This window comes from Mucilaginibacter paludis DSM 18603 (assembly GCF_000166195.2).
GTDB lineage: Bacteria > Bacteroidota > Bacteroidia > Sphingobacteriales > Sphingobacteriaceae > Mucilaginibacter > Mucilaginibacter paludis.
In genome coordinates this window covers 1,627,985-1,654,123 of the sequence record NZ_CM001403.1, presented here as the reverse complement: position 1 = coordinate 1,654,123, position 26,139 = coordinate 1,627,985, and the positions used below count along the sequence as shown (strand labels likewise).

The window sequence follows — 26,139 nt, the reverse complement described above, 5'->3', positions numbered from 1 at the left end:
AGCCGGGCTACTGATATAAATAGTCGGAGTACCTAAGAATACTATGGATGTTTTACGAATCCTTCGAAATCAAGCAGGTCTTTAGGTGGTAGGTTAAGACCTTTAGCAAGTTCAATTAATGTTAACATAGTAATATTTATCTTTCCACTTTCGATCTTCTGAATATCGCCGTAGTCAATATTACACCGTTGAGCCATTTGGCGGTAGGTCAGCTTCCTTTCCTTTCGTAACGATTTGTGGTGTTTCCCAAATAAAATTAATACTTTTTTATCTAAATCGCTGATCATTCTTGCCCGGTAAATGAACAGAAAGATGAAATATTATTTAGGCATAAGTGTTGGTGAATTACCCAACAAGACTTAGCTTTGATATATTAACCAACACCTTTAACCGCATCGAGATGGAAGCAAGTGGCGATGAAACAAATCTGGAACAGATAATAGATGAAGTATTTGGGCCTGAACCATTCGGGCCTGTAGAGGAACAACTGTTAAAATGGCTTGCTTTCTTGCTAACTGGCAATGGAGGAAAGATCAGTTGTCTTGATGAATTGAACTATAACTTGTTTAAGGAAAAGCTGGACGTCCTGCTTCCGGCTGTGTACCGATGGCACGTTGAGAAAATCAATCATACGCAATAAGAATGGCCGTTATTTTTCGACCATATAATATATAATATTATAAAAACATCTATCTTTAATCGTCCTAACCATTTCACAATAATGCGATCTCAAATTTTAAGCCTGTTCAGTGTTCTGCTGTTATGGAATATTGCCCAGGGACAAACCAAACAATCTTACGAAGCGGCTTATAAAGAACAATTAGCAATGCTTTCCGGAAAAGAACCGGTCAGTTTCAAAAAGTCTGTTTTTTTAACTGAAAATGCTTACTACGGGGGCAGTCTTAACTATCAGGCATTTTGCCAGGATATTTCCAATATAAGTGCCCAGCTAAAGAAACCTGCCGCTAAGCCACGGCCTGCAAAAGTTTTAAATCCTTTTGAAATGGTTCATGTGCCGGATAGTATCAGAAATAAGTTATCTTTTTTCATTTCAAAAGCAGAACATGACAGCACACAAATTAATTCGGCTGTTAAAATTCAGCATTTGCTAATGAAGGACAGAGCCAATCATTTTGAGTTTGTGGACGGCATCTATTGGTTTAAGCTGATGAATACTAACGCCAATCTGTATTATTTCATTCATACCAAAGCGGAACAAGTGCATATCATAAGGGATTATTCAGTTGAAAATCTCTTAATTGAATTTGCTGGTTATTTTGAGCACAATAAACAAAGCGTCAGCGAACAGGATAAGATAGACTATCTAAAGGCATTATCAGTTGATCTGAAAAACAGGGCTGAACGGTTGAAACCGGGTTTTTATGGTGATTATGAAGTTCGCAAAAATCCTAAAAGTGGTTCAATGTCAGTTGCGAGCCATTTGTGATCAATTAAACCTGTATTGATATTTCACCTACCTGTCTTGGAATTAAATAAATAACATAAACTTATCATATTGGCATTAGCATTTAACGGGCCCGCGAACCCGGAGAGAAGGTCAGAGATGGCCCTTTTTTATTTACCTTTCCTCACCATCACGGAATATAAGGGTTGTTCAGGTGATGCCTGTACCGGAAATAGGCAATGTACTCCAGCTTTTCAGCTTCGGTCAGTCGTTGGTATGTCGGTCTGACCTTTTCACGGAAGTCTTTGAAGACGATATATAGCCCATCTCTTTCGGTGGCTGCTACCAATCCTTCATCAATCAGTAATTGAATTAACCCGACAATGGCGTCATAAGAAAGAGCACTGTAAATGGGATGGTTGTCGAAATAGGGGTCTTTCTTCACATCAATCCTCACTTTCTATTAAAACCAACTCACCGAACCTGATATCCCATTTACCGGTGACTGGATGTAAATGTTCAATGGCTTCTACCATACAGTTTACCTCACGCAGTTTGATTTCAAATTTTTGCGAAGCATTGCTGATGCGGTAAGCTTTATTCCTTTGGAGTTTCCTTTCGTGAATATCCTGAAGCTTGTTGAGGGTTTCCCGCATGATCTGTGCTTCTCGTTTTAAGGAACCTATCTTTTCATTAAATCTGTTCAGGCCGTGAAATTTTCTCATCATAAGGTTTAGTCTTACCTTTTTACGTAAAGCGCCTGTAAATGTTGGGTAAAAACCCAACATTTTTGAAAAAATACTTGTGAAAACACTTTAATAAATTAGTTTTGCAGATATATAATAAATGATGAGAAATGGATCAATTGATTTTCCCCTCTATATCGTTTATTTGTGATAAGGTTTAGGTTAAAAGCCTGCGACAGCGATTGTTTGCGGGCTTTTATTGTTTTAATCCCTATTCCAATCGCTGCAACCAATTAACTTAAACTTGTGATGAAGTGAAAAACATTCATCATTCAATTTATCCTGAGCTTTTACTTTCAAATCAGGAATCTTAATTTTAATGATCATCTATCCATTTCCATTATCTTTTTCTTGAAGTTTTGAATAATTTGTTTGACAAATAGCTCATGAAGTTTTCCCTATAATATTCACCAACGGTAAATGTGAGATTGTTATTCATTTTGATCGTATTACCATCAATGTAATTAATGCGATCTGTTGAAATAATAAATGCACGATGAAACTGTTTAAAACCTTCCCGAGATCCGAGTAATTCCATTATGTCCTTAATTGTAAGATAGGCGGTTAATATTTTATTACTTGTTAAGTGAATTTTGATGTAGTTGTGGGCACTTTCAAAAGCGATCACATCCTTATACAGCACCTTCACAATGCGTAAATCTTCTTCTTTATTTTTTACCAGGAAGTAATTGTCATCAGCATGATGGTCTCCGTTGTGGGCGAAAGACCTTACCGGCATCTCAGCAGGAAAAAGACGGTTGATGGTTGTTGAGAATTTGGCAAAAGTGTAAGGTTTCAAAAGATAGGCATCCGCCTCGACCTCGAATGCTTCAAAAGCGTATTTTGAATACGCGGTGGTAAAAATCAGTTTTTGTGTTTTCGCTCTTAAGGCCTTTGCCAGTTCCAATCCGGAGATATTGGGCATATTGATGTCCATAAAAAGAATATCAATGTTGATCTCGCTGCTTACCTGCTCTAAGGCGGTACGTGGGTCGGTGAATATGGCGTGGATATTCAACCGGGGCACCAGATCGATATATTTCTTTATCGCTTCGATGGAAAATTGCTCATCGTCCACTATGACACAGTTTAACATACTTTTCGTTTTATATTGGTTTATATGAAATAAAGGTTTGGCTTACGATGGATCAAAAGCAAAAGGAACAGCAATGCTTACACGCAGGCTGATCATCAGGTGTTGGAGTACCCACTAACTGATAAGATGATTATCAACCGCCGGGGTGATTAAATTCAATAACTAAGCTTTAAAACCACACCAAATATAATCCATAGCAAACCGAACAAAAGTATTTGACCTTCATATCACACCTAAAATTACCTAATGTTTAAAATTAAGCGTAATAAAGTTTAAATCACTATATGTTAGCTATATAGGTTAATTTTCTCCATAGAAAGGTATTTTTTCTTTCCTGAACCAAAGTCTACGTTGGCAAAATTCCGCGGACTTGTTTAGCATAAAGAGTTATTAAATCTCGTCTTAGCGCATTAAGAGATGGTAAATAGTCGTTCATTTCAACTTATATTATAACTACATAATTTATTTACCATGAAAAAATTTGAATGTATCATTATTGATGATGAACCTTTTGCTATTAACTGGCTGAGCAACTATATCAATTCAATGCCTAACCTCAACCTGCTGAAAAGTTTCACTGATCCACTACAGGCCCTGATCGAGATCGCTAACGGGGATATGGTCGATCTAATCTTATTAGACATCAATATGCCGAAAATTACGGGAATCGACCTTTCCCGCGAAATCAGGAAAAAGACTAAAAAATTAATTTTTTCAACGGCCTATAAACAATACGGATACGAGGCTTTCGAGGTCGAGGCGGATGCTTATCTTTTGAAGCCGTATACTATATCAAAATTTGTGGGCACCCTGGCGAAAGTGTTTTCGGTGAACGATGAAACAAGCAGCGTTTTTTTAGCACCCGATGAGTTCTTTTTTGTAAAAAATAAAGATGAAGATTTAAAGATCGTCAAGATCAATTATTCGGATGTGATAGCGATAGAGAGCAAGCAAAACTACGTTCAGATCCATACGCTAACCAGAAAAGTGCTTACCTATATGTCGCTCACCGAAATTTCAAAAATATTGCGGCATTTGCAGAACTTTGTGCAATTCCAGCGCAGTTTTATTATTGGAAAGCAACACATTGATTCCATAGACGGAAATACCATCAAAATGGTAAATGGCCTTAAAATAACCGTTGGGGATTATTATCGTAAAGATTTTTCAGCATTTTTGACTGAAAGATTAATCAAGGCAGGGCGCAAACGTTAGTATTGCCCCTGCCTGATTCAGCCTAATTAATTTGAACGGCCACCATGCAACATCCCCGTTTTGGTTATGGTGATCATCGTTGTTGTAGGATCGGTCGGCACGTCTGTTTCAGTAGGTGATTTTGAAACTGAATTTCCCCTGTACACAAACAGTGTACTGTCGCTGATTTTAAAATTTTTCTTTTTCATAGTTTTTTTCCGGAAACTTAGGGCGAAAAAGAACCGTAACAAATGATGGTATATGGAATGGCCTTGTTTCTATCTATAAAACAACATTTACATGAAAAAGAATTTCCAGTTGTGGTTTAATCGATATAAGTTACAGTTGTTGGTTTGGGCATTGTACATTTTTTATGAAGCGGTTTTAATCGGCTATGTATCCGGTGTTTTTGGACACCCCATGACTTATTTACTGCATTATATCGCAGCCATCATACTTTTTTATGTCCATGCTGAAATCGTTTTGCCCTGGGCGTTAGCGATAAAAAAATTCATCGCATTCCGGCTTCCGCTTGTATTGGTTGAGCTGGCCGTATTTGTTTTCGTATCTTTCAATTTCGATGTAATATTAGTTGACAGCGGGATTGTCATTCATGAAAAGCCATTTCGCATGTCCTGGGTGTACTTTTTTAGTATGCTTTACCGGGGCGGATACTTTGCAGGCTTTTCTACAGGTTATTACTACCTGGTGACCTATATGAAAGAGAAAAGAAAAACAAATGAATTAGAAAAGCAGCATTTGAACGACATCATTACTCAGCAAAAAGCGGAACAGGAATTAACGAAGGCGCAGAACGCTTTCTTAAAAGCCCAAATCAATCCACATTTTCTTTTTAACACACTTGATTTTATCTATCACAGCATCGCTGATTCGTCACCTATTGCCGCTGACGCGGTGATCGTCTTAACAGAGATGATGAGATATGCCGTTGATGCCGATAAGATGGGGGAATACATTTATTTAGGGGACGAAATTGACCAGGCCGAAAACCTGATTTATTTGAACCAGGTCAGGCAAAACCATTCACTTTATTTTAAACTGAATTATACTGAGCAAATCCGGAATATCCGTCTGATCCCTTTAGTTCTGTTGACGCTGATCGAAAATATTTTTAAACATGGAGATCTAAGTGAACCCAACGACGAAGCCGTTATTAACCTGAATCTTGATGCCCATTACCTGCATATAGACACCTATAATCTTATTTCGCAAAACACATCCGATACTGGCTCTCACGCCGGTCTGAACAATATCCAGAAAAGATTAGGTTATACTTACGGGTCAGAAGTAACTTTTAATTATCATGCCGATCAAACCAATCACTTTCATTTAAACCTCAGCATTCCGCTGGGACGTTTGAACGTAAGCGCTGTCTTAACATAAACTTTACCAAATACTGGTATAATATGCCCTCGTGCATGCGTTGATCGGAAATAAAAAGACGGTTAATATGCATGTGGAGTACATCTGCCAATAGCTTACGCCTAACGGTTAGATCGTTACTTTTTTTGAACAGATTTCTGTAAGCCTTTAAAAGTTGACTTTGAAGTTTGAATGCTACCATTTTAGTTTCGGTTAAGTGATCCCGCTTCAGTGCTTCAAATTTTTGGTTCAGCAATTTAAAGCTGGTCCGGCTCAACCCTAATTCGCAGCTAAAACTATCGGCCATTGCTTTTGCAAAATTCAACTGCTCGTCGCTGTCTTTGAATACTAAAGCAACCAATAGGCTCATCATTATCAATGTTGACGCATAATAGTTATCCATTGCTTTATTACCGACCAGCAACCCCATTACATATTTACTATCCTGAAAAAACAGGTTTTCGGTTAGTCCCATTCTCTTATCACCATAACGCCAGGTTTCACGAAAATAGGTTTTAATCTGTAAGTCAGAGATTAACCCGATCTTTAGATCAGGTTCTATTAAAGACCGGATTTCACTTATTATATCGTAACCTTCAGTCTGGTTTATTAGATGCAACCTCAACCTGATATGAGGCCGCGGGTCATCATACCGGATAAAAAACCATTTATATATTTGCGGTTTAATCTCCATCAACAGGGGGCGGATCTTGTTGACCAATATTTCGTTCGCTCTCGCCGGGTGGCAATATATTTCAAAATACAACCAGTCATTTCCGGGAGGGACGATACTACTTTCATCAGGACTATTTGCCGGTAATTCCAAATCAGGTAATTCATATACGGGATGGCTATGCCCATAACTTGCAATAATCTGCGTAATATGTTTTTTACCTGATTCGTTTGTAAATACATCGTAATCTGAAATTAAGGCTTCTGAGATATAAACGGCAAGCCTCCCCTGCTGCCGGCAATAGGATAAAAATGCGTCAATATCCGATTCCTCAGAAGGATTGAAACATAGCTTCTGATCACTATGACCGGCGGTAAAAGGATGATGGATACCTTTTTGATAAAGCCAGTCCTTCAATAATTCCGGCGCTGATTCCCTTTTTTCAGTTTGTATCGAGCTAAGAAGGGCACCTGGTAATTTCCAGCTTGCGGGCGATACAATCACATTTTTAAAATAAACACGGGGATAATAATCAAGCTCCGGGAAAATAAAAGGCAATTGAAAGTTAAGGTCTGATTTGATATGCTGGTGCTGAAGGTCACTCAAAAACCGGAATAGCCCAAGATCAGAACGGGAATAATTATAGGCCGATGGGATTCGCGGCACCATTCTTCTATTATACTTTTTCGACCATAGTACGATTTCCGCTCCCCGGATGGTAACCCATATATCCTCTGTGAAAAGTGGCTCATCTTCACAAGGCCAGCTCATGATCGGCAATTCAAATGGGTAAAGTTGTTTCCGCCTGTTGACATTGTCAACGTCCTTTTCCAGATGGTAGGCGACATCAAAAAATAGGATGCCGGGGTTTGCGCGCTGTTCCAAATCCGTGATCTGCAGGGCGAAATTTTCCAATTCAGTGCTGGCAATTGTAAAACGGCCTAATAAAGCATTAGCTGTACAACCACCGATATTTTCGATGACCGGATGTTTATCGTAAAAATGAAGTAAAACGCTAAACGTGTTTGGCAACGGCAAATCTGATGACTCCTGGCCTGTTGTAAATTCTTCCAGCCTGATCGGGTCGCCGCTCGTAAGCTTGTCAATCAGAAAACGGTGGAGTGCTGTATATGGGATGTGTTGTTGTTTTTTCTTTTCATTTGCCCCCAAAATATCCAGTTGCTCTGTTAAATCATAGGCCGCGTTCCGTTTTCCAAAGTTTCCATAACCAACTCCCAATTCTAAATCTAATGCGGTCATTAATGGTACTATCCGATGTTCAAATTTTTTAAGAAAGGCATTACAAAAATTAGCCAGGTCTTTATTCTCAGTATCAGGAAGGTGTTTTGCCAAAAATTTTATCAGTTGTGGCAGCTCTTTCATGTCGTGATCGGCAATCGCTCCTGAAACCAGCTTCCTTTCTGAAATTAAATACTTCAAAGATAGCTTGCTGTTTTTAAGCCCTATTCTTTGAAAATATTCTTTTCCCGTGATATTGACTTCAACCTCAGAAAATAAAAGCTGGAGCCGCAGCATTTGAGAAAGAAGTTGCTTTATCTGACGGTCATTCACATTCAGTTCTGAGGCCATCTTTTTGAAAAGTGCGTCCCGTGAAATTTTTTTCCGGCAGATTGTTAGCACAGTAATCAATTCCGGGAAGCCTGCAATTACTGCCAACTCAAAAAAATCTTCGTTTCTGCGGATGTAACGAACGTTTGTATCAATAAAATAGATCGTCGAGTTAGCAATGAGCCACCGGGCTTTTGATACGCTTATGTTATTATTGAACCTGTGTTGGCAAACATCCTTCCAATCGATGAACTCATGTACGGATAACGTATCTTCTAAAATTACAGGCGTTTGGGGAAAGGCCAAAAACGGAACGAGGGAAATCGCTGCCAGTTTTCCAAAAGGCGTAGGCCTATACCTGACGCGATTAAAATACTTCCAGATCGTATAACGGATTTTCGGACTTAAAGTGTCCAGGTCAGCTTTACTACAATTAGCAATCAGGTGGTAAAATGACGGAGAGGAAAGATTGATGAGTTCTTTTAATTCATCCCATTTGTTTTCCAGTTGATCTGTGGGGCTGAATACCGGCGTCCTGCATAAAGCCGTATTGAGTAAGTTTAATTGGAAGCTACCTGATTTAATTTTCTGCATTGGCTGAAAAGTTGTTACAGCGCAAAGAAATCTGCAATTGCATTTCAGGGTAACGAAGTTATATGCAAGGGGTTGTTTTCAGGATAGAAAAGCCTGTTTAAAGGATTCAGATATTTAGATTTTGTTTTTAGTCTAAATCTTAATTGCATACCAAAAAATGACGGTTCAAAACAATCATTTGTCAAATAGATGTAAAAGCCCTTGATTTTCGGGCTGGAACGGTTAATATTCGGGCGATATTCCTAACGGGAGTAAACCCGCATTCCTTAAACATTGGTTAAATTAGATTGGCTTTTTAACCTAAGTGAAATTGCAGGTTAACATATTTAAATAATCCAATCTCAGAGCCAAATGTGTTAACGAGGTAATTCACGGTGGGTTGCCACGGGTATTGTACATCTATTTATAATTAAAGCTGGTCTTCCAACCGGGCCTTAAACACAATGAATTAAGGCCCGATTGGAATGTTAATTCTATAGTAGGGAAATCGTGTGGCAGTGAGCTGAGACAAAATTTAAGGGATTTTAAAGTCCCTTTTAACCTGAACAAGCTAATTTATACATGCCTATGCTTATCCCGGGAACCAAAATGCACATTGTGACGTTCAGTTTCATCATGCTGGAATTTTGCATGTTTATCTGGCAGATGGCACGATACTTCTACCGGTTGCGGGACAAGCACCGGGGTTGGTATATCCTATTGTTGTTATTGCTGTTGCTATATAATATTACTAACGGTTTTTTTCCTGACCCCAATATTCCATTGCCTGTCAAAACACAGAATATCATCGCTTATGGAATGGCTTTCCTGATGGTGTCGTATTTCCCATTTTATTTTTACAAGGAGTTTGACCTAACCGCGTTAAGAAATCATGTGCTTTATGGTGTGCCTATCTTCCTGATACTCCCTTATATCATCTTTTTTGTGATCATGTATTCCATTAATGGAGAACTTAAAAGAGATATGGGCTATGGCGTAATCCTTCCGTTTGCGTATTCCCTGGTATTGCTTTGGATTGTTCTATCCGCGATCAGGAAGCGTTACCAGCAGAACAGGGATGATCATTTCTATGCAGAGGAAATCAGTGTTTACTTCGCTGTTTTACCGTGGGTGCCGATGACGTTGTTCGCATGGCTGGAGGTCGGGCAAGTTGTCGAAACTTTATGCGCTAACCTTGGATTCCTTATCATAACGATCATATTTTTTATCAAGTCGGCAAGGCGGGCCATGCAGGAATACCTGGAAGAAAACGCTATCACCATCGGAGAAACTAATCCTTATCAATTCCAGGCTAATTGCCTGCATTTTGATCTCACCCGAACGGAGATATTGATCATCCAGTATATATATAAAGGCAAGTCGAATAAAGAGATCGCTGATCTGATGTCTATTTCGGAAAATACGGTTAAAAAACATCTTCAAAATGTGTACCGCAAGGTCAATGTAAAGAGCCGTGCCGCGCTGATCTATACATTACAAAATCACCACAGCACTATGTTATAATGTCTTTGTCATAAAAATTACTCCTTTTTAATTAGGATAAATACCCGATCTAAGCATTTTTATAGCGAAATACCGTCGTTAATTTTGATAATATTTTTTTAACGGTTGTAACTGGCAACTCCGGGATTGCATTTAAGATCAAGATTATGACAGCAGATGAATTATATAAGCTTCTATTTACTATCAGGAATCTTCCGGCAGCGTTATCAGACGAAGGTGAAAGAGCGCGGTTAACAGCTTACCTGAATAAAATTGTTGGCCATAGTTATCACCAGCGCGATCAACTCCTTTTAAGTGAAGGACAGGAGGCCATGTATATTTACTTCCTGGAAAAAGGTTTTGCGAGAGGGTATTATCATGATATTCAGCATGACCGGGAGCATACGGTTATGCTTTGGGATCAGTATTCGTTTATTACTGACCCGCCCGCTTTTTTTGAAAAAGAGCCTTCCAAACTTAACATAGAAGTGATGGCCGGAAGCCACCTGCTTTTTATCTCCCGGCAACAATTAGATGAGCTTTACCAGACCTTTCCCTATGCCGAAGTTTTCACTTTCCGTATTACCTCTTTTTATAGCGCCCATTTTGCTACGAGAAGCCACGACCTGGTAAGTTTATCTGCGTGGGAGCGGTATCAACAATTATTAAAACACTATCCAAAAATTGAATTAAAGGTCACAAAAAAGATCATTGCATCTTATATTGATGTTGCCCCGCAGTCATTGAGCCGCCTGATCAAAGCGAATCGCTGCCGTTAAAATCGTTTTTTGCTGTAAAGCATCACCTTTGTTAATTCCTTTGTTAACCTTGGTTAAGTCATTTCGCCACATAGGTGTACGGGCAATAACAATTGCCGATTGTAACTTTAACTCATAGTTACAAACCCTTATGTAACCCTAAATCAATACCTAACCGCTTACTTATTACAAGTAATACAAAAGAAAGGAGACTGGTGACAAAGAGTACAAGAATACAATTGCGGGTTACGTACCTGCCGATAACTGAAGTTATCTCTTTATCCAACTATATAAGATGGTCAATCCAAAATTCCAATGGAAAGTGTAATAACAACTAAATCTAAAATTCAAATCTCAGAACTTGCAAAGGAAATTACAGCGATTGCTATCCGTTGGTTATGTATGGCATTATTCTTTTATACTGCCCATGCGAAAACCGTTGATCACGACCGTTTCCTAAAAGGTCTGGCAAGGGTACATTTGATCAGCGGCTTTGCCTTATTTCTTTCTTATGCTGTTCCAATTGTCGAATTTTTAGTTGCGTTGTTATTGTTGGTGCCGAACACTGCAAAGACTGGGCTATATTGCTTTATCGCAGTAATGTCTGCGTTTACAATTTACATCGCAAGCGCGCTGATTTGGGAACCAACCCTTCCGTGCCATTGCGGGGGAGCCATCGAAAAACTAAGCTGGGGACAACATATATGGTTTAATCTCGCATTCATACTTATAGCCATTACAGGTGTCTGGCTCATTAATTTTAACAAAACATTTAAATTACAAAAATCATGAAAAATTTCAAACAAGTAGCTTACGGCCTGTTGGTAGGTGCTATGGCAATCGGATTTAGTGCTTTTACCAATGCAAAAGAAAGTAACGAGGCTGTCAAAATTCACAAGGCCTTAAAGGCCGGTATGATAACAGACAATTTTATTGTACAACCGACTTTAAATAACTTCGTACAGGAGAGCAGTGTAAATACATCTAATTGCGGCGATCCGGCAACAAGGCAATGTGTTTATGATGTAACTACTTCAGGAAAAAGCAACATTCCCGATCAGGCCAGTTACACTGCTGCCGAAATTGACAACTATATTTCGCATTCATGGCTAACTCCGGCATCTGGTTCCAGTGCCGCGTTATATCAACCATAAGCCAGACAATGCCTGATAGTCCAAAAGAGGTATCCCAATATTGGGACACCTCTTTTGCTAATTAGCTTTTTAGCAAGTATTACAGTGATTGTTTCACCATTGCAATAAAAGCTTTACTATCAGTTCTTGGGTCTGGTGGTGCGACAGAAATAATTTTTCCGTCCTTGGAAATGATAATTATTGTCGGGCATCCCTGAATATTATAATGTTTGACAATGGCTGATTGCCTGTCCATTCCCGCCAATAGATTAATTTCACTTTTACCACTGTATTTTTCAGCAGCCAAACTTTTTAACCACATGGTTTTGTTCCTGTCAAGGCTTACGGTAATGAATATTACATCAGGGTTTGCCTTAAAGGATGAAATAATTGGCTTTAGCTTTGCAGCCATGCCTATACAACCCTCACACCCGGTAAACCAAAAATCCATAACTACCACCTTACCCTGAAAATCTTTCAATTGACGGATTTTCCCATTTTCGTCTGGAAGCTCAAAAGGATACGCGTTTGCACCGATAGCGCTGTTATCACTAAATTCCTGTAAGGCTTTTTTATACTGGTTATTTACAGCTTCGCTAACCGCCTTGTTTACAAAATCAACAAAGTCGCTCTGCCTTCGCCGGTCTATTTCATAAAAGGCGAGCAATTTTAATTTATCCCTTAGAGCGCCATTATCCTGATTTAGATCAATTGCCTGATTAATATCCGCGAATTTAAGATCGGGATAATGGCTTTTCCCGGCATTGCTGTTCATGATTACGGCATAGGCCCTGTCCTTTTTAAATAAAAAATCAGCATACTGGTACGATAAAACGAATAAATTAGAGTCAGTTAAGATCTTTTCTTTGTAATGACCGTAATCCCTTATAAACAATTTTTTTGCTGTTTTATAAATTTCCGTGGTTTGCAGGGTAAAAGGTGTATAATACATTTCGACAAGCCTTTGATTGTAATTACCCCAACAATCCAAGCCAATTAAGTTATAAATTTCCCGGCTTAATTTCCCTTTCAAGCTATTCAGGATGGCTGATTGTACTTTTAATATGGAATCCAGTTGGGATTTACGGCAGTCAAATGCCGCTTCATAATCCTTTAACCGCATGTAGGTATTATATTGATTATTGTTAATTATCACATCACTGTTACTTATTTTATACATACAATTGTACGTGTCGGCGCTTCTACCACTAAAAAAAGCTCCGTTCTTTTGATTTGACAAATGCAATTCTACCGTATCTCCTTGCTGAAAAAGAAATAGATTATTGCTGCGGTTAAGCGGCCTGCCTGTCCCTGGTTTGTTATAAACATAATCTATACGTCCATAGTTGAGCGAGACTGATAATGGAATGACCAGCATAGTCTTAGCTGCGGTTATTTTGAAACGGTATAAGTCTGTGCCGATTGCATAATTGGTATTAATGTCATTCTTACTCATGCTAAATTCAATAGCGGCATCCTGAAGCATTGCAGGATCATCTATAACAAGATCAATAATCACAGGATGCCTTTTATTGGTTGTTTGTGCGCGGGCAAATAATGGTAACTGTACCGTTATCAGTAACCATAAAATGCATCTACACAAATTATGTATTTTCATATCTGTTTTGTCTTTAGTAAAAAATATAAAGGATCTTTCATCATGGGTTACCGTGGATTTTGCTGTATGCCGCTTAGCGCGATTTCGTCCGTTGGGATGGGTAATACCCAACGGTTATCATTAGGAGGTAAAGTGTAGGTAGTTCCGCTAATAATACGGCTAAGCGTAATATTAGCACCCTCTTTATTTAACCGCTTTAGGTCATACCACCGGAGCCCTCGCCATACCAGCTCTTTTTGACGTTCAGTCAAAGCAGCAGCTAAAGCAGTGGCAGGAGATGATGCCGTCAAGGGTGCGTATGCAGTGGTATTACTGTAACGGTTGATCAGTAGTTGGTTTAATTTATCCATAGTCGCGCTGACCATTCCTTTTCTCGCCAAGCATTCTGCTTTAATAAGGTACTGCTCATCGGTAGCCAAACCCGTGAAAGCATAATTCCCTAACCCGTAATAACCTTTTTTTCTGTAGTAGGTGCCATCTGCTGATTTAGAAAAGAAAATCAACAATCGCAGGTCATTCGGAGCATATAGATTTATAATATTGATGGGGATTCTCCCTTTTGAGCCGGATGTGGTCAGGGAAAAATTAGGGTAAGCGATCACCTGCCTTGCATTGTAGATCAGTTCATTATTAACCGTAGTGAACGGGCTGCTTGCCGTTTTGCTAATCGTGTTGTAGTCGATCAGACTACTATACAAACCCAGGCATTGATCTGCGTAATTTTCAGCCTGCGCATAATTTCGCATATCCAGGTAAATTCGGGCCAGTAAAGCATAAACCGCGATTTTTGAGGGGCGGTTTAAGTTAGCAGATGGCCTGGTCGAAGGGAGCAAACTTGCCGCTGTTATGAGATCACTGAAAATCTGATTGTAGGTTTGCTGTAAGGTTGCTCGCTGCTGAATATCATCAACGCCCGATTTTAGGCGTAGCGGGATACCTAAATCCGAATTGGCTGTACTGGCATCATAGGCTTTGCAAAAAGTTCGTGTCAGGTCATAAAAAGCAAATGCACGGGTAAATAGTGCCCATCCCTTTATATACTGACCTTGTAACGTTATTGCGCTGTCGGATTTGGCTAATCCGTCCAGTACGCTATTTGAATAAAATACCTGCAAATACAGCGTATTCCAATCCTGTATATTCACATCCCCGGCATATATGTCATTTGCCCATATATAGGCGTTCCGTTCTGTTGCCGTTGCGTTCAGCCAGTTGGCATCGCTTACCATATATTCATCTGCCGAAAGCTGCGCCAGCCCTCCTGTGCTGTTCAAAAAGTTCGTGTTGTTAAGCAGGTTTTGAAAATCCGTCAACGTGGTTGGCGTTAAAATATTAGTAGCAGGTTTTTTGTCTAAAAAATCAGATTTTTTACAGGCATAAAGGCTTAGTAGCAGGGCCATTATATAAAACCATTGTTTGTTTTTTTTCATTTTAATTTCTTTGTTAGGGTCAAATACTGGGTTACAGGTCGCCTTTAATTCCAAAGGCAATGGTTCTGGGCACCAGGATGCCTGTTGGGTAATCAGGGTCAATGTGGTATTTATTGGCCCTCCATAGGATACCGATATTGTTGATATACGCAAAGACATTTAAGTTTCTGAACGGCAAATGTGGTTTTTTGCTAAGGGTATAACCTAACCGGAAGTCTTGCAACCTGATATTGGCGGCATTTTCGACCAGTATATTTGAATAGGTGTATAATGCCGTTCGATAAGTGCTTGACGGGTAGATCAGAGCGGGAACATTGGTATGCAACTCATCGCCCGGCTTTTGCCAGCGGTTATCATAATCGGACATTTGATAATTACCGCCGCCGGTGGAATAAAGTCCATCATTATTTAATGAGTTTCTCCTAAAATGATAACCAAACTTATAAGTGATATTGAACGATAAATCAAAGGCATTGTAGGCAAAAGTATTTCGCAAACTACCAAAGGATGTTGGTGTGGCTGAACCGCTGTAAACCAATTCGGATCGGTTGGTTGAATTGGCGATGCCCGTATAATCTGAACTTACCGTCCCATTTAAATACCCTTGAGGGTCGCCTGTGGCAGTTAACCCGGCATATTTAAAGCTGAAAATGGCATAATAGGGATAGCCCTGCAAAGGGTTGTTATAATTGGCCGAAACAACATTGTAATTCGTTCCGTTGCTTACCTTATAATCTGTAACACGGCTTTGGACATGGTTGTATAGTAAAGTTGTTAACCATTTCAACTTACCATTCAAATTAATGCTATTTAATTGCACATCTACCCCTTTGGTAGAGGTATTGGCGGAATTGCCAGTATAAAGGGTAGTGCCTGTTTGTGGTGCTATTGGACTGTTCCCGATCAGATCTATGCCGTTTTTGTGCCAGTAATCCACACTGCCGGTCAATCGATTTTCTTTTGTTGCAAAATCCAATCCGATATTTATATTCCGATCTTTTTCCCAACGTAAAGAAGGGTTAGGGGGATTAACGATCTGGCTATAAGGGGCGTTATAGGTTTTTGATGTCAGTCCGGGGCTTGCGGTCAGGTAAGCGGATAAATTAGTGTTCACATTCCCGGTATAGCCATAAGTAGCGCGTAGCTTTAATTGAGGCAGCCAGTCTATTTTATAAAAAATTTCTTTGTTGACGACCCACGCAAGCCCGGCACTCCAGAGCGGCACCCCTTTCTGATTGGTCGTTACCCCAAATAGATTGGATTCATCCCTGCGGGCGCTTAAGGAAGCAATATATTTATCATTATAAATGTAAGAACCATTAAAATAATAGGAAAAAAAACGATTGTCCGTACCTAACCCGGTAGTATTTGTTGGAATTTGACTGGTATTGTACCCGTAAAAATTAGGATAGTATGCTGTATAGTTAACGGCGGCATTCTGGTTGGTGGCCGTTTCAGGGTTATAACCATACAGACCGTTGGTACTGTTAAAAGTGGTATAGTCCTTAATTTCTGTTCCGGCTATCGCACTTATAGCGTGTTTTCCCCAAGCGCTATCATAATTAAGCTGAAAACGCCCGTTATTGGAACTGATATTGGTTAAGTTAGTATATAAAATATCACCAAGCGGGATGGGATGGGTAACGGTGCCTGTTACCGGGTCAATTTGTGTATAGGTATTGATTAGGTTCCGGGTATAATAGGATTGGCGTTCGTTCAGGTTATCACTTTCTGTAACCCCTTTTTCATAGTTATATAAGGCTAACGCTTTTAAACCCGGAAAAATTTTATAGGTCAGGGAAAGGTTTATCCGGTAATCTGTTAAGTTGGTAGTCGTGCCGCTATAGCCGTTGTTCAGTTCGTCCAGTGGTTTATATAACCAGTTGAGCAATTGGCCATTTCCGGCGGTACTGGCATAGGACAGCCTTAGCGTTTTGGCAATAGCCAAAGGGTTCCCATTGGCATCTGCAAACTGATCGTAAGGATATAAGGTATTACTGACGACAGGCCCTGATTTTGTGGTGCTTGCTGTATAAATAATATTGGAAAAAAATTCAAGTTTGTTTTTTAAAAAGTAATAGGTATTACTGGCGTTAAGTGAAACCCGGTCGTAGCTGTTGTTCACGTAACTGTTCAGGTTTTTGTCGTACCCTGCCGACACGAAATACTTTTGTGCAGCACCACCTCCGCTTATACTGGCCTGATATTGCTGAAATACGCTTGGCCTGTAATAATATTTTAGTATCTGCTGCCTTGAATCATATCCCTTTAGCTTATTGATCCGCGCCAGCGAATCGGCTGCCGATATAGTGCCGTTCCTTTTGGCCGAAAAAATCTCTACAGCGGGTGACAATGCTGAATATCCGTCACTGATCGAGGCATTGTAAGCGCCTTGGTTAAATAAAAAATGTTCTATCCCGATATATTGTGCGGACGTCAACTGTGGAGTATAATATAAATTTGGTTTTGCACCAATAGTGGCATTGGCATTGAAACTTACGGTTGGAGCAGCATTAAGATGTCCTTTTTTTGTTGTTATAACAATAACGCCGTTACCGCTACGGGCTCCCCAGGCGGAGGCCGCAGCCGCGTCTTTAAGGATAGTTATACTTTCAATGTCATTAGGATTTATATTATTGACATCCCCGTCATAAGGAAAGTTGTCGACGATAATTAGCGGGTCTGGATTTGAAAACAAGGTGGCTCGCCCACGAATCTCGATATTACTTTGTCCGAATTGATGATTACCATTATTAGTAAAAATCAATCCACTTGTCACTCCGTTTAACCTATCTAAAATATTTGTAGAAACTGACCGATTTATTAACTGATTATCGATTTGAACAAAACTTCCCGTTGCCCTTTCTTTCGGAATCGTCTGATACCCCGTTGATACTATCGCAACTTCATTAAGTTGTGTGCCACCATTTTCAAGTACTATTGTTAAGTATTCCGCACTTGTTACAACAATCTCTTTGGTCAAATACCCGATAAAAGAAACCTGCAAAACAGTACTATCAGCAACATTATTAATTTCAAATTCACCTTTGCTATCGGTAGTTGCTGATACCGACCCGCCTTTAATTTTAATAGTAGCACCGGGAAACGGTATCCCTTTACTGTCAGTTACCTTTCCCTTTATTGGAAACGCCGGTTTTTCAGATTGCCCTTGCGTGGGAGGCCGCGAACTGGAAACTACAATTTGGTCGCCTATAATTTCGTAAGTAAGCTTAAGCGGCGATAACAATTCAGTAAGCACTTTGCTCACAGGCTGATCTTTTGCATGTATAGTTACCTGTTTATTCAGAATGCCTTTGGCATTGCTATATATTATTCCTATTTGTCCTTGTTTGGCGATTTGATCAAGCGTTTCTTTTAATGTTTTCTTTTCTATATCTATCGAAATTGGGTTGGTTAAGCCTTGCGACCGGGAAACTTCGACTGCCAAAGCGCAGTTAAAAAAACAGGCCGTTGCGACGGTTAAAACAAATAACCTGCACTTCAATTTGGTGGGTAAGTTTTTAAGCATAGTGGTTAATTAAATGGGGGTTGATGGGAGAATATGATGCGCATTTCAAATTGATTAATTGGCGGTAGCGGCTTTCGAATGAGCCACAAAAAGGGCAATAACAATCCTGTAAAGCAATTTTTCATTTTTTTGCAGTTGAGTTTGTTCGTTAAAAATTGATTAGATGGCCGCCTGAGAGCGCAGCCCTTATTTATCTTTTGTTATTACTATTTGTCACTACATCCTCCCACTATAACATATCCCTTGTCAGTTTGACGAACGGTAGCGCCAATTGCTGCAACTAATTGGCGTAGTACAATATCAATCGGCTTTGAGGTATCAAATTCGCCATAACAGAGACAGGATGCCGATTTGTTTTCCAGTTCAATATCTTGATTGTAATAGCGTCTGAAGTCGGCAACAACTTCGGGCACAAGCGTTCCGTCATAGCTTAAAATGCCATTTCGCTTTTTTAATAGGGGGGCAACCGTTGGTATTGATTTTTCAGTTAAAGTTGCTTGAGCATTATTATATTCTGCCTGTTGTTTCGGCCTTAAAGTAACTTCAGATAGCTTATGCTTATTAGCCGCTAACATGGCAACCTTAACCACACCGGTTACGACTGTAACACTGTATAGATTCTGCTTACTATCGGATTTGATATTGAAAGATGTACCAACAACTTGGGTCTGCATCCGTCCGCTATGAATAATAAAAGGATGTTTTTTATCCTTCGCCACCTCGAAATAGGCTTCGCCGTCCAGCGTAACTTCTCGATAACTATTAACTAACTGATCTGCATATTTTATCGTGCTGGACGGGCTAAGCCATATCTTGGTTCCATCGAATAACTTAATTAGTTTTCTCTGGCCGTTTTGGGTAACTATTTGTTTTGAGGAATTTTTTATATGCGCATTATAAATATCTGTAAAATGCTGGTAAAAAAAGAATAAAGTGGCTGAACCGACCACCAGCCATAAAGCGGCGATCTTCAACCAGGTATTAGCTATTTTATAGGGAAACTTGGATGGATTAGACTTTGGGGGAATTTGTGCCCGAATTTCGCTAAGTATGACAGATTTAACTTTGGTAATAATCTTATCTTCTTGTTCGGCCTTCAGTGGCTTTAGGGTGTCTTTAGAAAGTTCATTACCGATCAAGGAATTAAAAAGTTCCTCATTTTCCTTTTTGCTGATTAGCTTAAACAGTTCATTGATCTCGTCAGGAGTACACTCATCGTCGAGGTACTTTTTAAAGAGACTTTTTATATAGATTTGATCCTTCATTTGTTGTGTTACTCCACAACAAAATAAAACATAAGAGAAAATAGGGCTATTGAATAAATAAATTATTTTAATGCGCCATTTGTTTGCTGTCAATTACACGCAGGGTAAAAACCGCAAATTGGCTTTCCGAAGTAATTCGGAACGAGCACCCGAAGGACATCAAAGTTTGTCGATAGGTAATCATTGATGATTTTGCGGTTGCAAACCTGAAATCGCTAACGCTTTATCGTATCTACTACCATCAAAACATTTTTGCTTTAACTTTGCAAATCATTGTAAATCATGTCCTATGCAGCTTAGAAATCACATTGTTTATCGCTTTTTAACTGAAAAACATTTTTTAAACGATATTTTAAGATCATTGCTTCCCATAGAAGTTGAAAATTTGATTCGCCATCAGCAGAGTGACGAAGAAATGCACAGGATCGCTATGACGTACAAGTTATTGGAGATTGATGAACAAAAAGCTTATTATATCACCAATACAGTAGTTGATAAGCTTGACATGCTTAAAGTAACCAATAAAAATGGGATATATGACTGGACGGTTTTTAAGCATGTAAAACCTTGTAAACTAACATTCATATTCAAAAACAATAGTTTTTTACGTGTCTGGATTCATCACCATGTTATCCAATTTTTACATGGGCAGTTTGTTTATTATTCACAGCAGGAGAAGCTAAAGTATAAGGCAACAGGTACTATAGATGTGGTACAATTATATGTAGACAGGAATACCGGTGAACCTACTGCTTATTTTGCCCACGCGAGTGCAAATGGTATGGAAGAAACCTTCTATAAATTATTGTGTTTTTTCTTTCTATCTGAAAACCAAGAAATTATTGTTAACCCAGGTAAAAGCTATGGCACCAAGAAACAACCTGATGCGCTTTCAAATGATATCAATGTACCTGTAACTATCGTTAACAGTTGCTGGAATATAACGAGCATACGAACCGACGGATTTGATGTAAGCGGGCATTTTAGATTGCAACCCTGCGGGCCTGCTTTAGCCGATACGAGAATGATATTTATAGAGCCGTATAAAAAGCATGGTTATGTAAGAAAGGCCGCCAAGCCATTAGAATAACGTTGAAAGTTCACTAAAAGACGTTATCGACATTTACGCTGATGAATAAGCCAGGTTGCGGAATATAGTTTTCGCAGGTTGTCATAAACTTCAATAACTTCCCTTGCGGTCAGTGTTTCGAGAACGGCTTTATCAGACAAAGCTATACGGAGCCATTCGTGCAGGTACTCCTTATATTGTTTTAAAGTAATCCGCTTGAAAAATCTTTTTATTACTGCCAATGGATTGAGGATCTCTTTTTCTGAAAGATTATGCGGGAAAAACTCCCAATCCTTTCTTTCCTGCTCAATTTGGCTTTCTGTTATGTTTTCATTTGATAAGAACATCATGCTATTACCGGAAGCTAATAAAAGATGGGCAGCCTCTATTAACTGTATTGTTTCTTCGTAAACAGAAAGGAGGTATACCGCCCCGTGACGACTTTTGAATTGCTCGTCATTAATTACGTAGTGCCGCCATTTTTTCAGATCTTTTCGTATGCTCTCCCGGCAATCCAGACTGAAAGAAGTCAGCAATGACCTCGAACGGTGAATTTACCTCACTTGATGGTGTATTTGTATATAGTGCAGGTGTGGCCATGGACTTTTAATTTACTATGGATTAATGCGATATAGTGCTACAGAGACTATCAGAAAGACAGCCAAATCAGTATTTAACAGAAAAAACTCTTTTACAGATTTATTGGCTGACACGATTTGATTGCGAATTGTTGAGGTGGAGATTCCCAAAATTTCACTTGCTTCCTGATAGCTTTTACCTTCAAATTTACACAGCTTAAAAACCTGCTTGCGTTGTGGTGGTAAATCTTCTATAGCCCTCATTAAAAGCTCGTAAGTTTCCTGGTCGATCATGTTTTCTTCCGCGTTGGTAACATGATCTACCGTAGTTATTATCAAATGGTCGATGAGTCGTTTATCACGGGCAACTTTTTGAAAATGGTTCAACACCAGCCACCGGGCAACCATATATAGGTATGGCCAAAATGCTTTATCGGGGTCAATTTGTTCGCGCCTTGTCCACACAGTTAGAAAAAGCTCTTGCAAAAGCTCCTGGGCAACTTCCTCATCTTTTACTAAAAACAAAATATTGCGGTATAAGGGCCTGCTACAATGATCGTAAATCTTGGCAAAAGCTCGCTCACTGCCTTGTTGCAGTTGATTTAGAAGTAAGGTAATATTTGTTTTATCTAAACTCATTGGATGGCTTCCTCAAATTGAATTGAGCCATTCAAGAATCCACTAAAGCCATAAGGCCGGAGCAGTTGTTCTTATTGAATTTGCCCGCACTCCCGGTGGTAACGGGGGCTTGAAACAAGTATCAGAGATACGAGTAACAAGCCAGGACGCAAACAATAAGCTGCCCCGGCCTAATAGCGTAGCTATAAGAACCGGGTGCTCACCTATTCCTCGCGTCCATTCAATACCACTTGTGCGGACGAGGCTCTTAGCGAACACCTCTATATCATTTCGATAATAAGTGTTGCAAAATTAATCTTATATCATCAATTTTTAAATCTTAAATATTTTAACAAATTACAAATATATAACAAATAGTCACTTAGGCAAATCAAATAGTCTATTTAACTAATTAATAACTCAAATAGACTATTTTTACAATTAATTCAACATTTTTAAGTGTTTTACATTTGGGTTTGCAGTGTAAACCGATGAGTAAAGCGATAAAGTTAAATAGGATTAAGGGTGCGTTAGTTGATAAAGGGATTCCGAGTTTTCTGCTTGCTATCTATATGGGTGTACACGAAACTACTGTATCTGATTGGTGTACTAATAGAAATCAACCAAGCCCTAAAGACTTTAAAAAAATAGCTGATTTTTTAGATTTAAATATTCGGGAACTTATTGTCCCAACGCAACCTACGGGCAATAAAATAGCAGAATCGATGTTAGCCGAAGTTGAGAAGTTTCAACATCAGGGCTTATCTTTATACGTCCAAACGGAAACCAAAACAAAAAAGCCAAAGAAAATTGTAAACCCTGAACTTTTGAAGCGATTAAAAGATCTTATAATTGAGAAATAACTGCCTCAACTTATTTGTCAGTTAACAAAAAAATACAAACAATCCACCTAAACAGCGATATCGGGATAGTCATTCAATAATTTTGCATTTACAACGTGTCGCTAATCAATAATAGATTCTTCTTCGTTAGCCGTTAAGCGGTTTTAATGTATCTGAAAGCTTTATATATTTGAGCGAACAAGATCCTATGAGCAAACAGGTTGAACGGCTAAAAAAAAATTTAATTGAGTTAACGGATGTTATAAACGCATTCCAGTCGGAAACGGTACAATGCATTGTTATTGACCGTATTTTGAACTATCTAGCAGCTAAAGACCGTGGCGCTGAAACAGATATAAATGAAGGGGATACTACAATACCTTTCAATGCCAATATCATAAAACCTGACCTACCGGGAAGCTCCAAGGGTAAAAAGATGGGTTCCACTAAAATCTTAAACCAATTATTGACGACTGATTTTTTTGATAGCCCGAAATCTATTGCTTCGATCACTGATTTTTGTGCCACGAAATATGATACCGTGCTTCAAACAAGTGAAATATCGGGTGTACTACTAAAGCTAATTAAGGTCAATAAATTATCACGCGTGAAAAGCGAGGAAACCAACCGTTATGTCTATCTGAAACCTGTTTGATACTACCGTGTAAACTTACATGCTGCATAATTAGTAACCAATCGCCGCCGCTGTTGCAGGAGACCATAACAGTAATACCGATTGAGCTGTAACCGGAACGATAAGGCTTCAGTCCACACCCGTATTCCATGTACCACTTCACTTCCGGCGATCAGGTAAACGCACTTCCGAAAATCTGCTGAAAGGCATTGAAGCCGGGCGATTTAGAGACTTTGTACAGCCGCATGATTGTATACAGGTACACCAAAAGTAGCTCCTTATGGTGTACCTGGTTCAACGACTTAATGGCTAATGATGATCTGCTTTTTAATCGTTTCCTTCCCTTTCAATATATGTAAATAATAAGTCCCGCTCGGAATTTGAGAGGTGTCGATTACAACGTATTTACTGACTGACGTGTTCTTTGCGCTTGCCAGCACGCGCCCTTTATCACTGTAAATTCTTGCTTCAAACAATTCATAAACCTGATCGGGATTTTGTATTTTGGCTTTCGCCGCCGTGCTGGCTATCGAACTGGATACGGTGATCTGGTTAGTAGCCGGATTGGGATAATAAGTATACGCAAACGAACTGCTGCAAGAGGCCGATTCTACATAGGTATAACTTTCTACCGGAACGCCACAGGGGCCGTTTACCTGTACCCTCAATGTGCCGTTAGTAGGGCTGAAGGGATATAGGGAGATACTGTTGTTACCGTTCCCATTGATCGCGTAAGAATTCGGGTCTACACCAAGCCAATCCCATGTATAGCCGCCCACACTGTAGGGATAAGTCGGCACGTTATAATAGAACTCCCCGCCAACACAGATCGGATTGGCATCGCCGTAAATGATCCCGTTATACCAGAAAGGATTACCGGACTGAATAACCAATGTTGCGGTAATGTTACCGCATGAACCGGCATAGGTCGCCGTTAGGTTACCAAATTGATTGGTGTTATTGGATGCCACGGTCACTGTATTCGCAGTTGATGATGTAATGGTCATCGGGCTTGTAACTGCCCAGGTGGGCGTAACGCCAGCGGGCAAGCCGGTGATCGTATACGTTTCACTCGAACAGATATAAGGCGCACCGGTGATCAATGGGTAAGGCAAGCCGCCCACAGAACTTGCATTGGTATTGCCAGGATCAAGCCAGTCTTTCAACCGGGTGTCAGCAGTGCCGCCCCCATCCCAGGAAACGTCAAAACGTCCGAAAAGCTGTTGAAAGTTGGCATCTCCGGGACAGGTCCCAGTGCCACCATGTAATTGTCCGACGATCTGGTGATTCTGATTTAAGAGTGGTGACCCGGATGAACCCTGCTCCGCTCCACCTGACGTCATCACAGCTTGCCAATGCGTACCTGGACCAAAAGATACAGTTCCTGAACCTAAGTAAAAATTCAGTGTCGAAGAATTAGTTGCGACAGCATTATTATCGGTTGATATTTTCATTACATCGCCCTTCGGATGATGAATCATAACAGATGACGATGCTCCGGTCGTGCTTCTTGACCACCCATTGTAATATATTCCAGAATTAGCCAGGGGGGTGGCCATCAGTTCAACCAACGCAAAATCACTTTGCTGGTAAGCGGCACGGAAAGTTGAACCGTTGTAAGTCAGGTAATCATAATCTTCACTGCCGCTGCACGTAGGGCTTTTATAATTAAAACGGAAAAGCCATCCACCAACCGCATTTTTCTCTCCAGCCGATAAGGTAGCATCCGGCGTAATGGAGTCCACGCAATGAAAGGCAGTAAGGAAGTAAGTTTTCAGATCCTGGCACACGTCGGTAATCATCGAACCACTGCATAACCGGTCACCACTGCTTAATAAAATCATGGCAACCCCATTAGATTCCGAAACCCAATTTGCTCCCTGGCTGCAATTCACGTTAACTTCGCAAGATGACGACTGCCCGTAACCGCCAACGCTATAAGGGTCGGAGAACGTCCGTTTATAACCATGCACGATCTTTGAAATATGCAGTTTGCTTTTGGCGCGTGCGCTGGCAGGTTCAAACAGGGTTAAAATAATAGAATTGCCTTCAATAATATCCGTAGCCAAATAGTGATTTTTAGCGGTTATTGCCGAGGTATATGGGCCAACCTGCATATTGCCAGCCGTGTTGTTGATCATTAATTCACATCCATCGGCAAGTTCGAGATCATCGAAAACAAGGTTCAGGGAATAGGCTTTGTCGGATGAAATCTGCAACTGCCATATCCTTCCCTTTGTCGTTTCCATCCATTTTCCTGCCCCGAATCCTAAATCAACGGCAAATCCTTTTCCAAAACGGAATGGCAAACCCAATTTGCTTTCAGCCTCATCTTCCTTGAACAAGGTAGCTGTATCAATACGTTCAGCCAAAGTGTAAAGGCCGCGCCCCTTGGGGTTGTCCGGCGCTGTTAGCTTACGATCAGCGGTAATTTTAATTCTTTTAACCGGAATTTGGGCCATAGCTTCGCCTATGACGATGCTAAAGCACATGCACATCAAGATCTTTTTCATTATGATAAAG

The 26,139-nt window shown here is 39.8% G+C and carries 24 protein-coding genes; 11 read left to right on the top strand and 13 right to left on the bottom strand.

Annotated elements, in window-relative coordinates:
- Nucleotides 1–41 precede the first annotated feature (41 nt).
- Nucleotides 42–287 (bottom strand): helix-turn-helix domain-containing protein, encoded by a 246-nt coding sequence (locus tag MUCPA_RS07040; RefSeq protein WP_008505358.1) that lies wholly within the window; start codon nt 285–287, stop codon nt 42–44.
- Nucleotides 288–340: 53 nt separating this feature from the next.
- Between MUCPA_RS07040 and MUCPA_RS07035 the strand changes: the two genes are divergently transcribed.
- A complete protein-coding gene (locus MUCPA_RS07035) occupies nt 341–640 on the top strand; it encodes a hypothetical protein (RefSeq protein WP_008505356.1) in 300 nt (99 codons plus the stop codon).
- 186 nt (nt 641–826) lie between these two features.
- Nucleotides 827–1,447, top strand: coding sequence for a hypothetical protein (locus tag MUCPA_RS07030; protein ID WP_157543836.1), 621 nt, complete (start codon nt 827–829; stop codon nt 1,445–1,447).
- Between the two features lie 148 nt (nt 1,448–1,595).
- Here MUCPA_RS07030 and MUCPA_RS07025 read toward each other — a convergent pair whose 3' ends face one another.
- From MUCPA_RS07025 to MUCPA_RS07015, 3 genes are all read right to left on the bottom strand, one after another.
- Nucleotides 1,596–1,850 carry a hypothetical protein gene (locus MUCPA_RS07025; RefSeq protein WP_040625770.1) on the bottom strand — a complete coding sequence of 85 codons (255 nt, stop codon included), beginning with the start codon at nt 1,848–1,850 and terminating at the stop codon, nt 1,596–1,598.
- 1 nt (nt 1,851) lies between these two features.
- The gene (locus tag MUCPA_RS07020; protein ID WP_008505351.1) at nt 1,852–2,133 is read right to left on the bottom strand and encodes a hypothetical protein; all 282 of its coding nucleotides are present in this window, start codon (nt 2,131–2,133) and stop codon (nt 1,852–1,854) included.
- 358 nt (nt 2,134–2,491) lie between these two features.
- On the bottom strand, nt 2,492–3,247 hold the full coding sequence (locus MUCPA_RS07015) for a LytR/AlgR family response regulator transcription factor (RefSeq protein WP_008505346.1): 756 nt from the start codon (nt 3,245–3,247) through the stop codon (nt 2,492–2,494).
- 471 nt (nt 3,248–3,718) lie between these two features.
- On the opposite strand from MUCPA_RS07015, the gene MUCPA_RS07010 reads away from it, so the two are divergent.
- Complete coding sequence (locus MUCPA_RS07010) at nt 3,719–4,462, top strand: LytR/AlgR family response regulator transcription factor (protein WP_008505345.1); 744 nt, start codon at nt 3,719–3,721, stop codon at nt 4,460–4,462.
- Between the two features lie 26 nt (nt 4,463–4,488).
- On the opposite strand, the gene MUCPA_RS37600 is transcribed toward MUCPA_RS07010, so the two are convergent.
- Nucleotides 4,489–4,650, bottom strand: coding sequence for a hypothetical protein (locus MUCPA_RS37600; protein WP_008505344.1), 162 nt, complete (start codon nt 4,648–4,650; stop codon nt 4,489–4,491).
- Nucleotides 4,651–4,741: 91 nt separating this feature from the next.
- On the opposite strand from MUCPA_RS37600, the gene MUCPA_RS07005 reads away from it, so the two are divergent.
- Nucleotides 4,742–5,845 (top strand): sensor histidine kinase, encoded by a 1,104-nt coding sequence (locus tag MUCPA_RS07005; protein ID WP_008505343.1) that lies wholly within the window; start codon nt 4,742–4,744, stop codon nt 5,843–5,845.
- Here MUCPA_RS07005 and MUCPA_RS07000 read toward each other — a convergent pair.
- A complete protein-coding gene (locus MUCPA_RS07000) occupies nt 5,799–8,660 on the bottom strand; it encodes a lantibiotic dehydratase (RefSeq protein ID WP_008505342.1) in 2,862 nt (953 codons plus the stop codon). The two genes, MUCPA_RS07005 and MUCPA_RS07000, sit on opposite strands and share 47 nt — an antisense overlap.
- A 561-nt stretch (nt 8,661–9,221) precedes the next feature.
- On the opposite strand from MUCPA_RS07000, the gene MUCPA_RS06995 reads away from it, so the two are divergent.
- The 4 genes from MUCPA_RS06995 to MUCPA_RS06980 all read left to right on the top strand — a co-directional run bounded on the left by MUCPA_RS06995 (nt 9,222) and on the right by MUCPA_RS06980 (nt 12,054).
- Entirely contained in the window at nt 9,222–10,163 is a 942-nt protein-coding gene (locus tag MUCPA_RS06995; RefSeq protein ID WP_008505341.1) for a helix-turn-helix domain-containing protein, read from the top strand.
- A 146-nt stretch (nt 10,164–10,309) separates the two neighbouring features.
- Complete coding sequence (locus MUCPA_RS06990; protein ID WP_008505340.1) at nt 10,310–10,921, top strand: Crp/Fnr family transcriptional regulator; 612 nt, start codon at nt 10,310–10,312, stop codon at nt 10,919–10,921.
- A 294-nt stretch (nt 10,922–11,215) separates the two neighbouring features.
- Complete coding sequence (locus tag MUCPA_RS06985; RefSeq protein WP_008505339.1) at nt 11,216–11,692, top strand: MauE/DoxX family redox-associated membrane protein; 477 nt, start codon at nt 11,216–11,218, stop codon at nt 11,690–11,692.
- Nucleotides 11,689–12,054 carry a hypothetical protein gene (locus MUCPA_RS06980; RefSeq protein ID WP_008505338.1) on the top strand — a complete coding sequence of 122 codons (366 nt, stop codon included), beginning with the start codon at nt 11,689–11,691 and terminating at the stop codon, nt 12,052–12,054. Before MUCPA_RS06985 ends, MUCPA_RS06980 begins: the two co-directional genes overlap by 4 nt.
- 79 nt (nt 12,055–12,133) lie before the next feature.
- Here MUCPA_RS06980 and MUCPA_RS06975 read toward each other — a convergent pair whose 3' ends face one another.
- The 4 genes from MUCPA_RS06975 to MUCPA_RS06960 form a co-directional block, all read right to left on the bottom strand.
- Nucleotides 12,134–13,651 carry a TlpA family protein disulfide reductase gene (locus MUCPA_RS06975; protein WP_008505337.1) on the bottom strand — a complete coding sequence of 506 codons (1,518 nt, stop codon included), beginning with the start codon at nt 13,649–13,651 and terminating at the stop codon, nt 12,134–12,136.
- A 47-nt stretch (nt 13,652–13,698) separates the two neighbouring features.
- The gene (locus MUCPA_RS06970) at nt 13,699–15,081 is read right to left on the bottom strand and encodes a RagB/SusD family nutrient uptake outer membrane protein (protein ID WP_008505336.1); all 1,383 of its coding nucleotides are present in this window, start codon (nt 15,079–15,081) and stop codon (nt 13,699–13,701) included.
- A gap of 31 nt (nt 15,082–15,112) precedes the next feature.
- Nucleotides 15,113–18,610, bottom strand: a complete 3,498-nt coding sequence (locus MUCPA_RS06965; protein WP_008505335.1) for a SusC/RagA family TonB-linked outer membrane protein — start codon at nt 18,608–18,610, stop codon at nt 15,113–15,115.
- 206 nt (nt 18,611–18,816) lie between these two features.
- A complete protein-coding gene (locus MUCPA_RS06960; protein ID WP_008505333.1) occupies nt 18,817–19,875 on the bottom strand; it encodes a FecR family protein in 1,059 nt (352 codons plus the stop codon).
- 289 nt (nt 19,876–20,164) lie between these two features.
- Between MUCPA_RS06960 and MUCPA_RS06955 the strand changes: the two genes are divergently transcribed.
- Nucleotides 20,165–20,965 (top strand): hypothetical protein, encoded by an 801-nt coding sequence (locus tag MUCPA_RS06955; RefSeq protein ID WP_008505332.1) that lies wholly within the window; start codon nt 20,165–20,167, stop codon nt 20,963–20,965.
- A 23-nt stretch (nt 20,966–20,988) separates the two neighbouring features.
- On the opposite strand, the gene MUCPA_RS37595 is transcribed toward MUCPA_RS06955, so the two are convergent.
- The gene (locus MUCPA_RS37595; RefSeq protein ID WP_157543831.1) at nt 20,989–21,480 is read right to left on the bottom strand and encodes a hypothetical protein; all 492 of its coding nucleotides are present in this window, start codon (nt 21,478–21,480) and stop codon (nt 20,989–20,991) included.
- 78 nt (nt 21,481–21,558) lie between these two features.
- Nucleotides 21,559–22,161 carry an RNA polymerase sigma factor gene (locus tag MUCPA_RS06945; protein WP_008505329.1) on the bottom strand — a complete coding sequence of 201 codons (603 nt, stop codon included), beginning with the start codon at nt 22,159–22,161 and terminating at the stop codon, nt 21,559–21,561.
- Between the two features lie 470 nt (nt 22,162–22,631).
- On the opposite strand from MUCPA_RS06945, the gene MUCPA_RS36675 reads away from it, so the two are divergent.
- Together MUCPA_RS36675 and MUCPA_RS06935 are read left to right on the top strand one after the other, a co-directional pair.
- Nucleotides 22,632–23,003, top strand: a complete 372-nt coding sequence (locus tag MUCPA_RS36675; protein WP_008505328.1) for a helix-turn-helix transcriptional regulator — start codon at nt 22,632–22,634, stop codon at nt 23,001–23,003.
- 187 nt (nt 23,004–23,190) lie between these two features.
- A complete protein-coding gene (locus MUCPA_RS06935) occupies nt 23,191–23,637 on the top strand; it encodes a hypothetical protein (RefSeq protein ID WP_008505327.1) in 447 nt (148 codons plus the stop codon).
- Between the two features lie 281 nt (nt 23,638–23,918).
- Here the strand turns inward: MUCPA_RS06935 and MUCPA_RS35770 are convergent, their stop codons facing one another.
- Nucleotides 23,919–26,129 (bottom strand): T9SS type A sorting domain-containing protein, encoded by a 2,211-nt coding sequence (locus MUCPA_RS35770; RefSeq protein WP_008505326.1) that lies wholly within the window; start codon nt 26,127–26,129, stop codon nt 23,919–23,921.
- Nucleotides 26,130–26,139: the final 10 nt, after the last annotated feature.

What these genes read in the sequence shown, in the direction of transcription:
- MUCPA_RS06935 (WP_008505327.1), top strand. Translation starts at nt 23,191, where the DNA reads ATGAGCAAACAGGTTGAACGGCTAAAAAAAAATTTAATTGAGTTAACG.
- MUCPA_RS06970 (WP_008505336.1), bottom strand. Translation starts at nt 15,081, where the DNA reads ATGAAAAAAAACAAACAATGGTTTTATATAATGGCCCTGCTACTAAGC.
- MUCPA_RS37600 (WP_008505344.1), bottom strand. Translation starts at nt 4,650, where the DNA reads ATGAAAAAGAAAAATTTTAAAATCAGCGACAGTACACTGTTTGTGTAC.
- MUCPA_RS07040 (WP_008505358.1), bottom strand. Translation starts at nt 287, where the DNA reads ATGATCAGCGATTTAGATAAAAAAGTATTAATTTTATTTGGGAAACAC.
- MUCPA_RS07000 (WP_008505342.1), bottom strand. Translation starts at nt 8,660, where the DNA reads ATGCAGAAAATTAAATCAGGTAGCTTCCAATTAAACTTACTCAATACG.
- MUCPA_RS06990 (WP_008505340.1), top strand. Translation starts at nt 10,310, where the DNA reads ATGACAGCAGATGAATTATATAAGCTTCTATTTACTATCAGGAATCTT.
- MUCPA_RS07020 (WP_008505351.1), bottom strand. Translation starts at nt 2,133, where the DNA reads ATGATGAGAAAATTTCACGGCCTGAACAGATTTAATGAAAAGATAGGT.
- MUCPA_RS06955 (WP_008505332.1), top strand. Translation starts at nt 20,165, where the DNA reads ATGCAGCTTAGAAATCACATTGTTTATCGCTTTTTAACTGAAAAACAT.
- MUCPA_RS06965 (WP_008505335.1), bottom strand. Translation starts at nt 18,610, where the DNA reads ATGCTTAAAAACTTACCCACCAAATTGAAGTGCAGGTTATTTGTTTTA.
- MUCPA_RS07010 (WP_008505345.1), top strand. Translation starts at nt 3,719, where the DNA reads ATGAAAAAATTTGAATGTATCATTATTGATGATGAACCTTTTGCTATT.
- MUCPA_RS07015 (WP_008505346.1), bottom strand. Translation starts at nt 3,247, where the DNA reads ATGTTAAACTGTGTCATAGTGGACGATGAGCAATTTTCCATCGAAGCG.
- MUCPA_RS35770 (WP_008505326.1), bottom strand. Translation starts at nt 26,129, where the DNA reads ATGAAAAAGATCTTGATGTGCATGTGCTTTAGCATCGTCATAGGCGAA.
- MUCPA_RS06985 (WP_008505339.1), top strand. Translation starts at nt 11,216, where the DNA reads ATGGAAAGTGTAATAACAACTAAATCTAAAATTCAAATCTCAGAACTT.
- MUCPA_RS06995 (WP_008505341.1), top strand. Translation starts at nt 9,222, where the DNA reads ATGCCTATGCTTATCCCGGGAACCAAAATGCACATTGTGACGTTCAGT.
- MUCPA_RS36675 (WP_008505328.1), top strand. Translation starts at nt 22,632, where the DNA reads ATGAGTAAAGCGATAAAGTTAAATAGGATTAAGGGTGCGTTAGTTGAT.
- MUCPA_RS07005 (WP_008505343.1), top strand. Translation starts at nt 4,742, where the DNA reads ATGAAAAAGAATTTCCAGTTGTGGTTTAATCGATATAAGTTACAGTTG.
- MUCPA_RS07030 (WP_157543836.1), top strand. Translation starts at nt 827, where the DNA reads ATGCTTTCCGGAAAAGAACCGGTCAGTTTCAAAAAGTCTGTTTTTTTA.
- MUCPA_RS06975 (WP_008505337.1), bottom strand. Translation starts at nt 13,651, where the DNA reads ATGAAAATACATAATTTGTGTAGATGCATTTTATGGTTACTGATAACG.
- MUCPA_RS06960 (WP_008505333.1), bottom strand. Translation starts at nt 19,875, where the DNA reads ATGAAGGATCAAATCTATATAAAAAGTCTCTTTAAAAAGTACCTCGAC.
- MUCPA_RS06945 (WP_008505329.1), bottom strand. Translation starts at nt 22,161, where the DNA reads ATGAGTTTAGATAAAACAAATATTACCTTACTTCTAAATCAACTGCAA.
- MUCPA_RS06980 (WP_008505338.1), top strand. Translation starts at nt 11,689, where the DNA reads ATGAAAAATTTCAAACAAGTAGCTTACGGCCTGTTGGTAGGTGCTATG.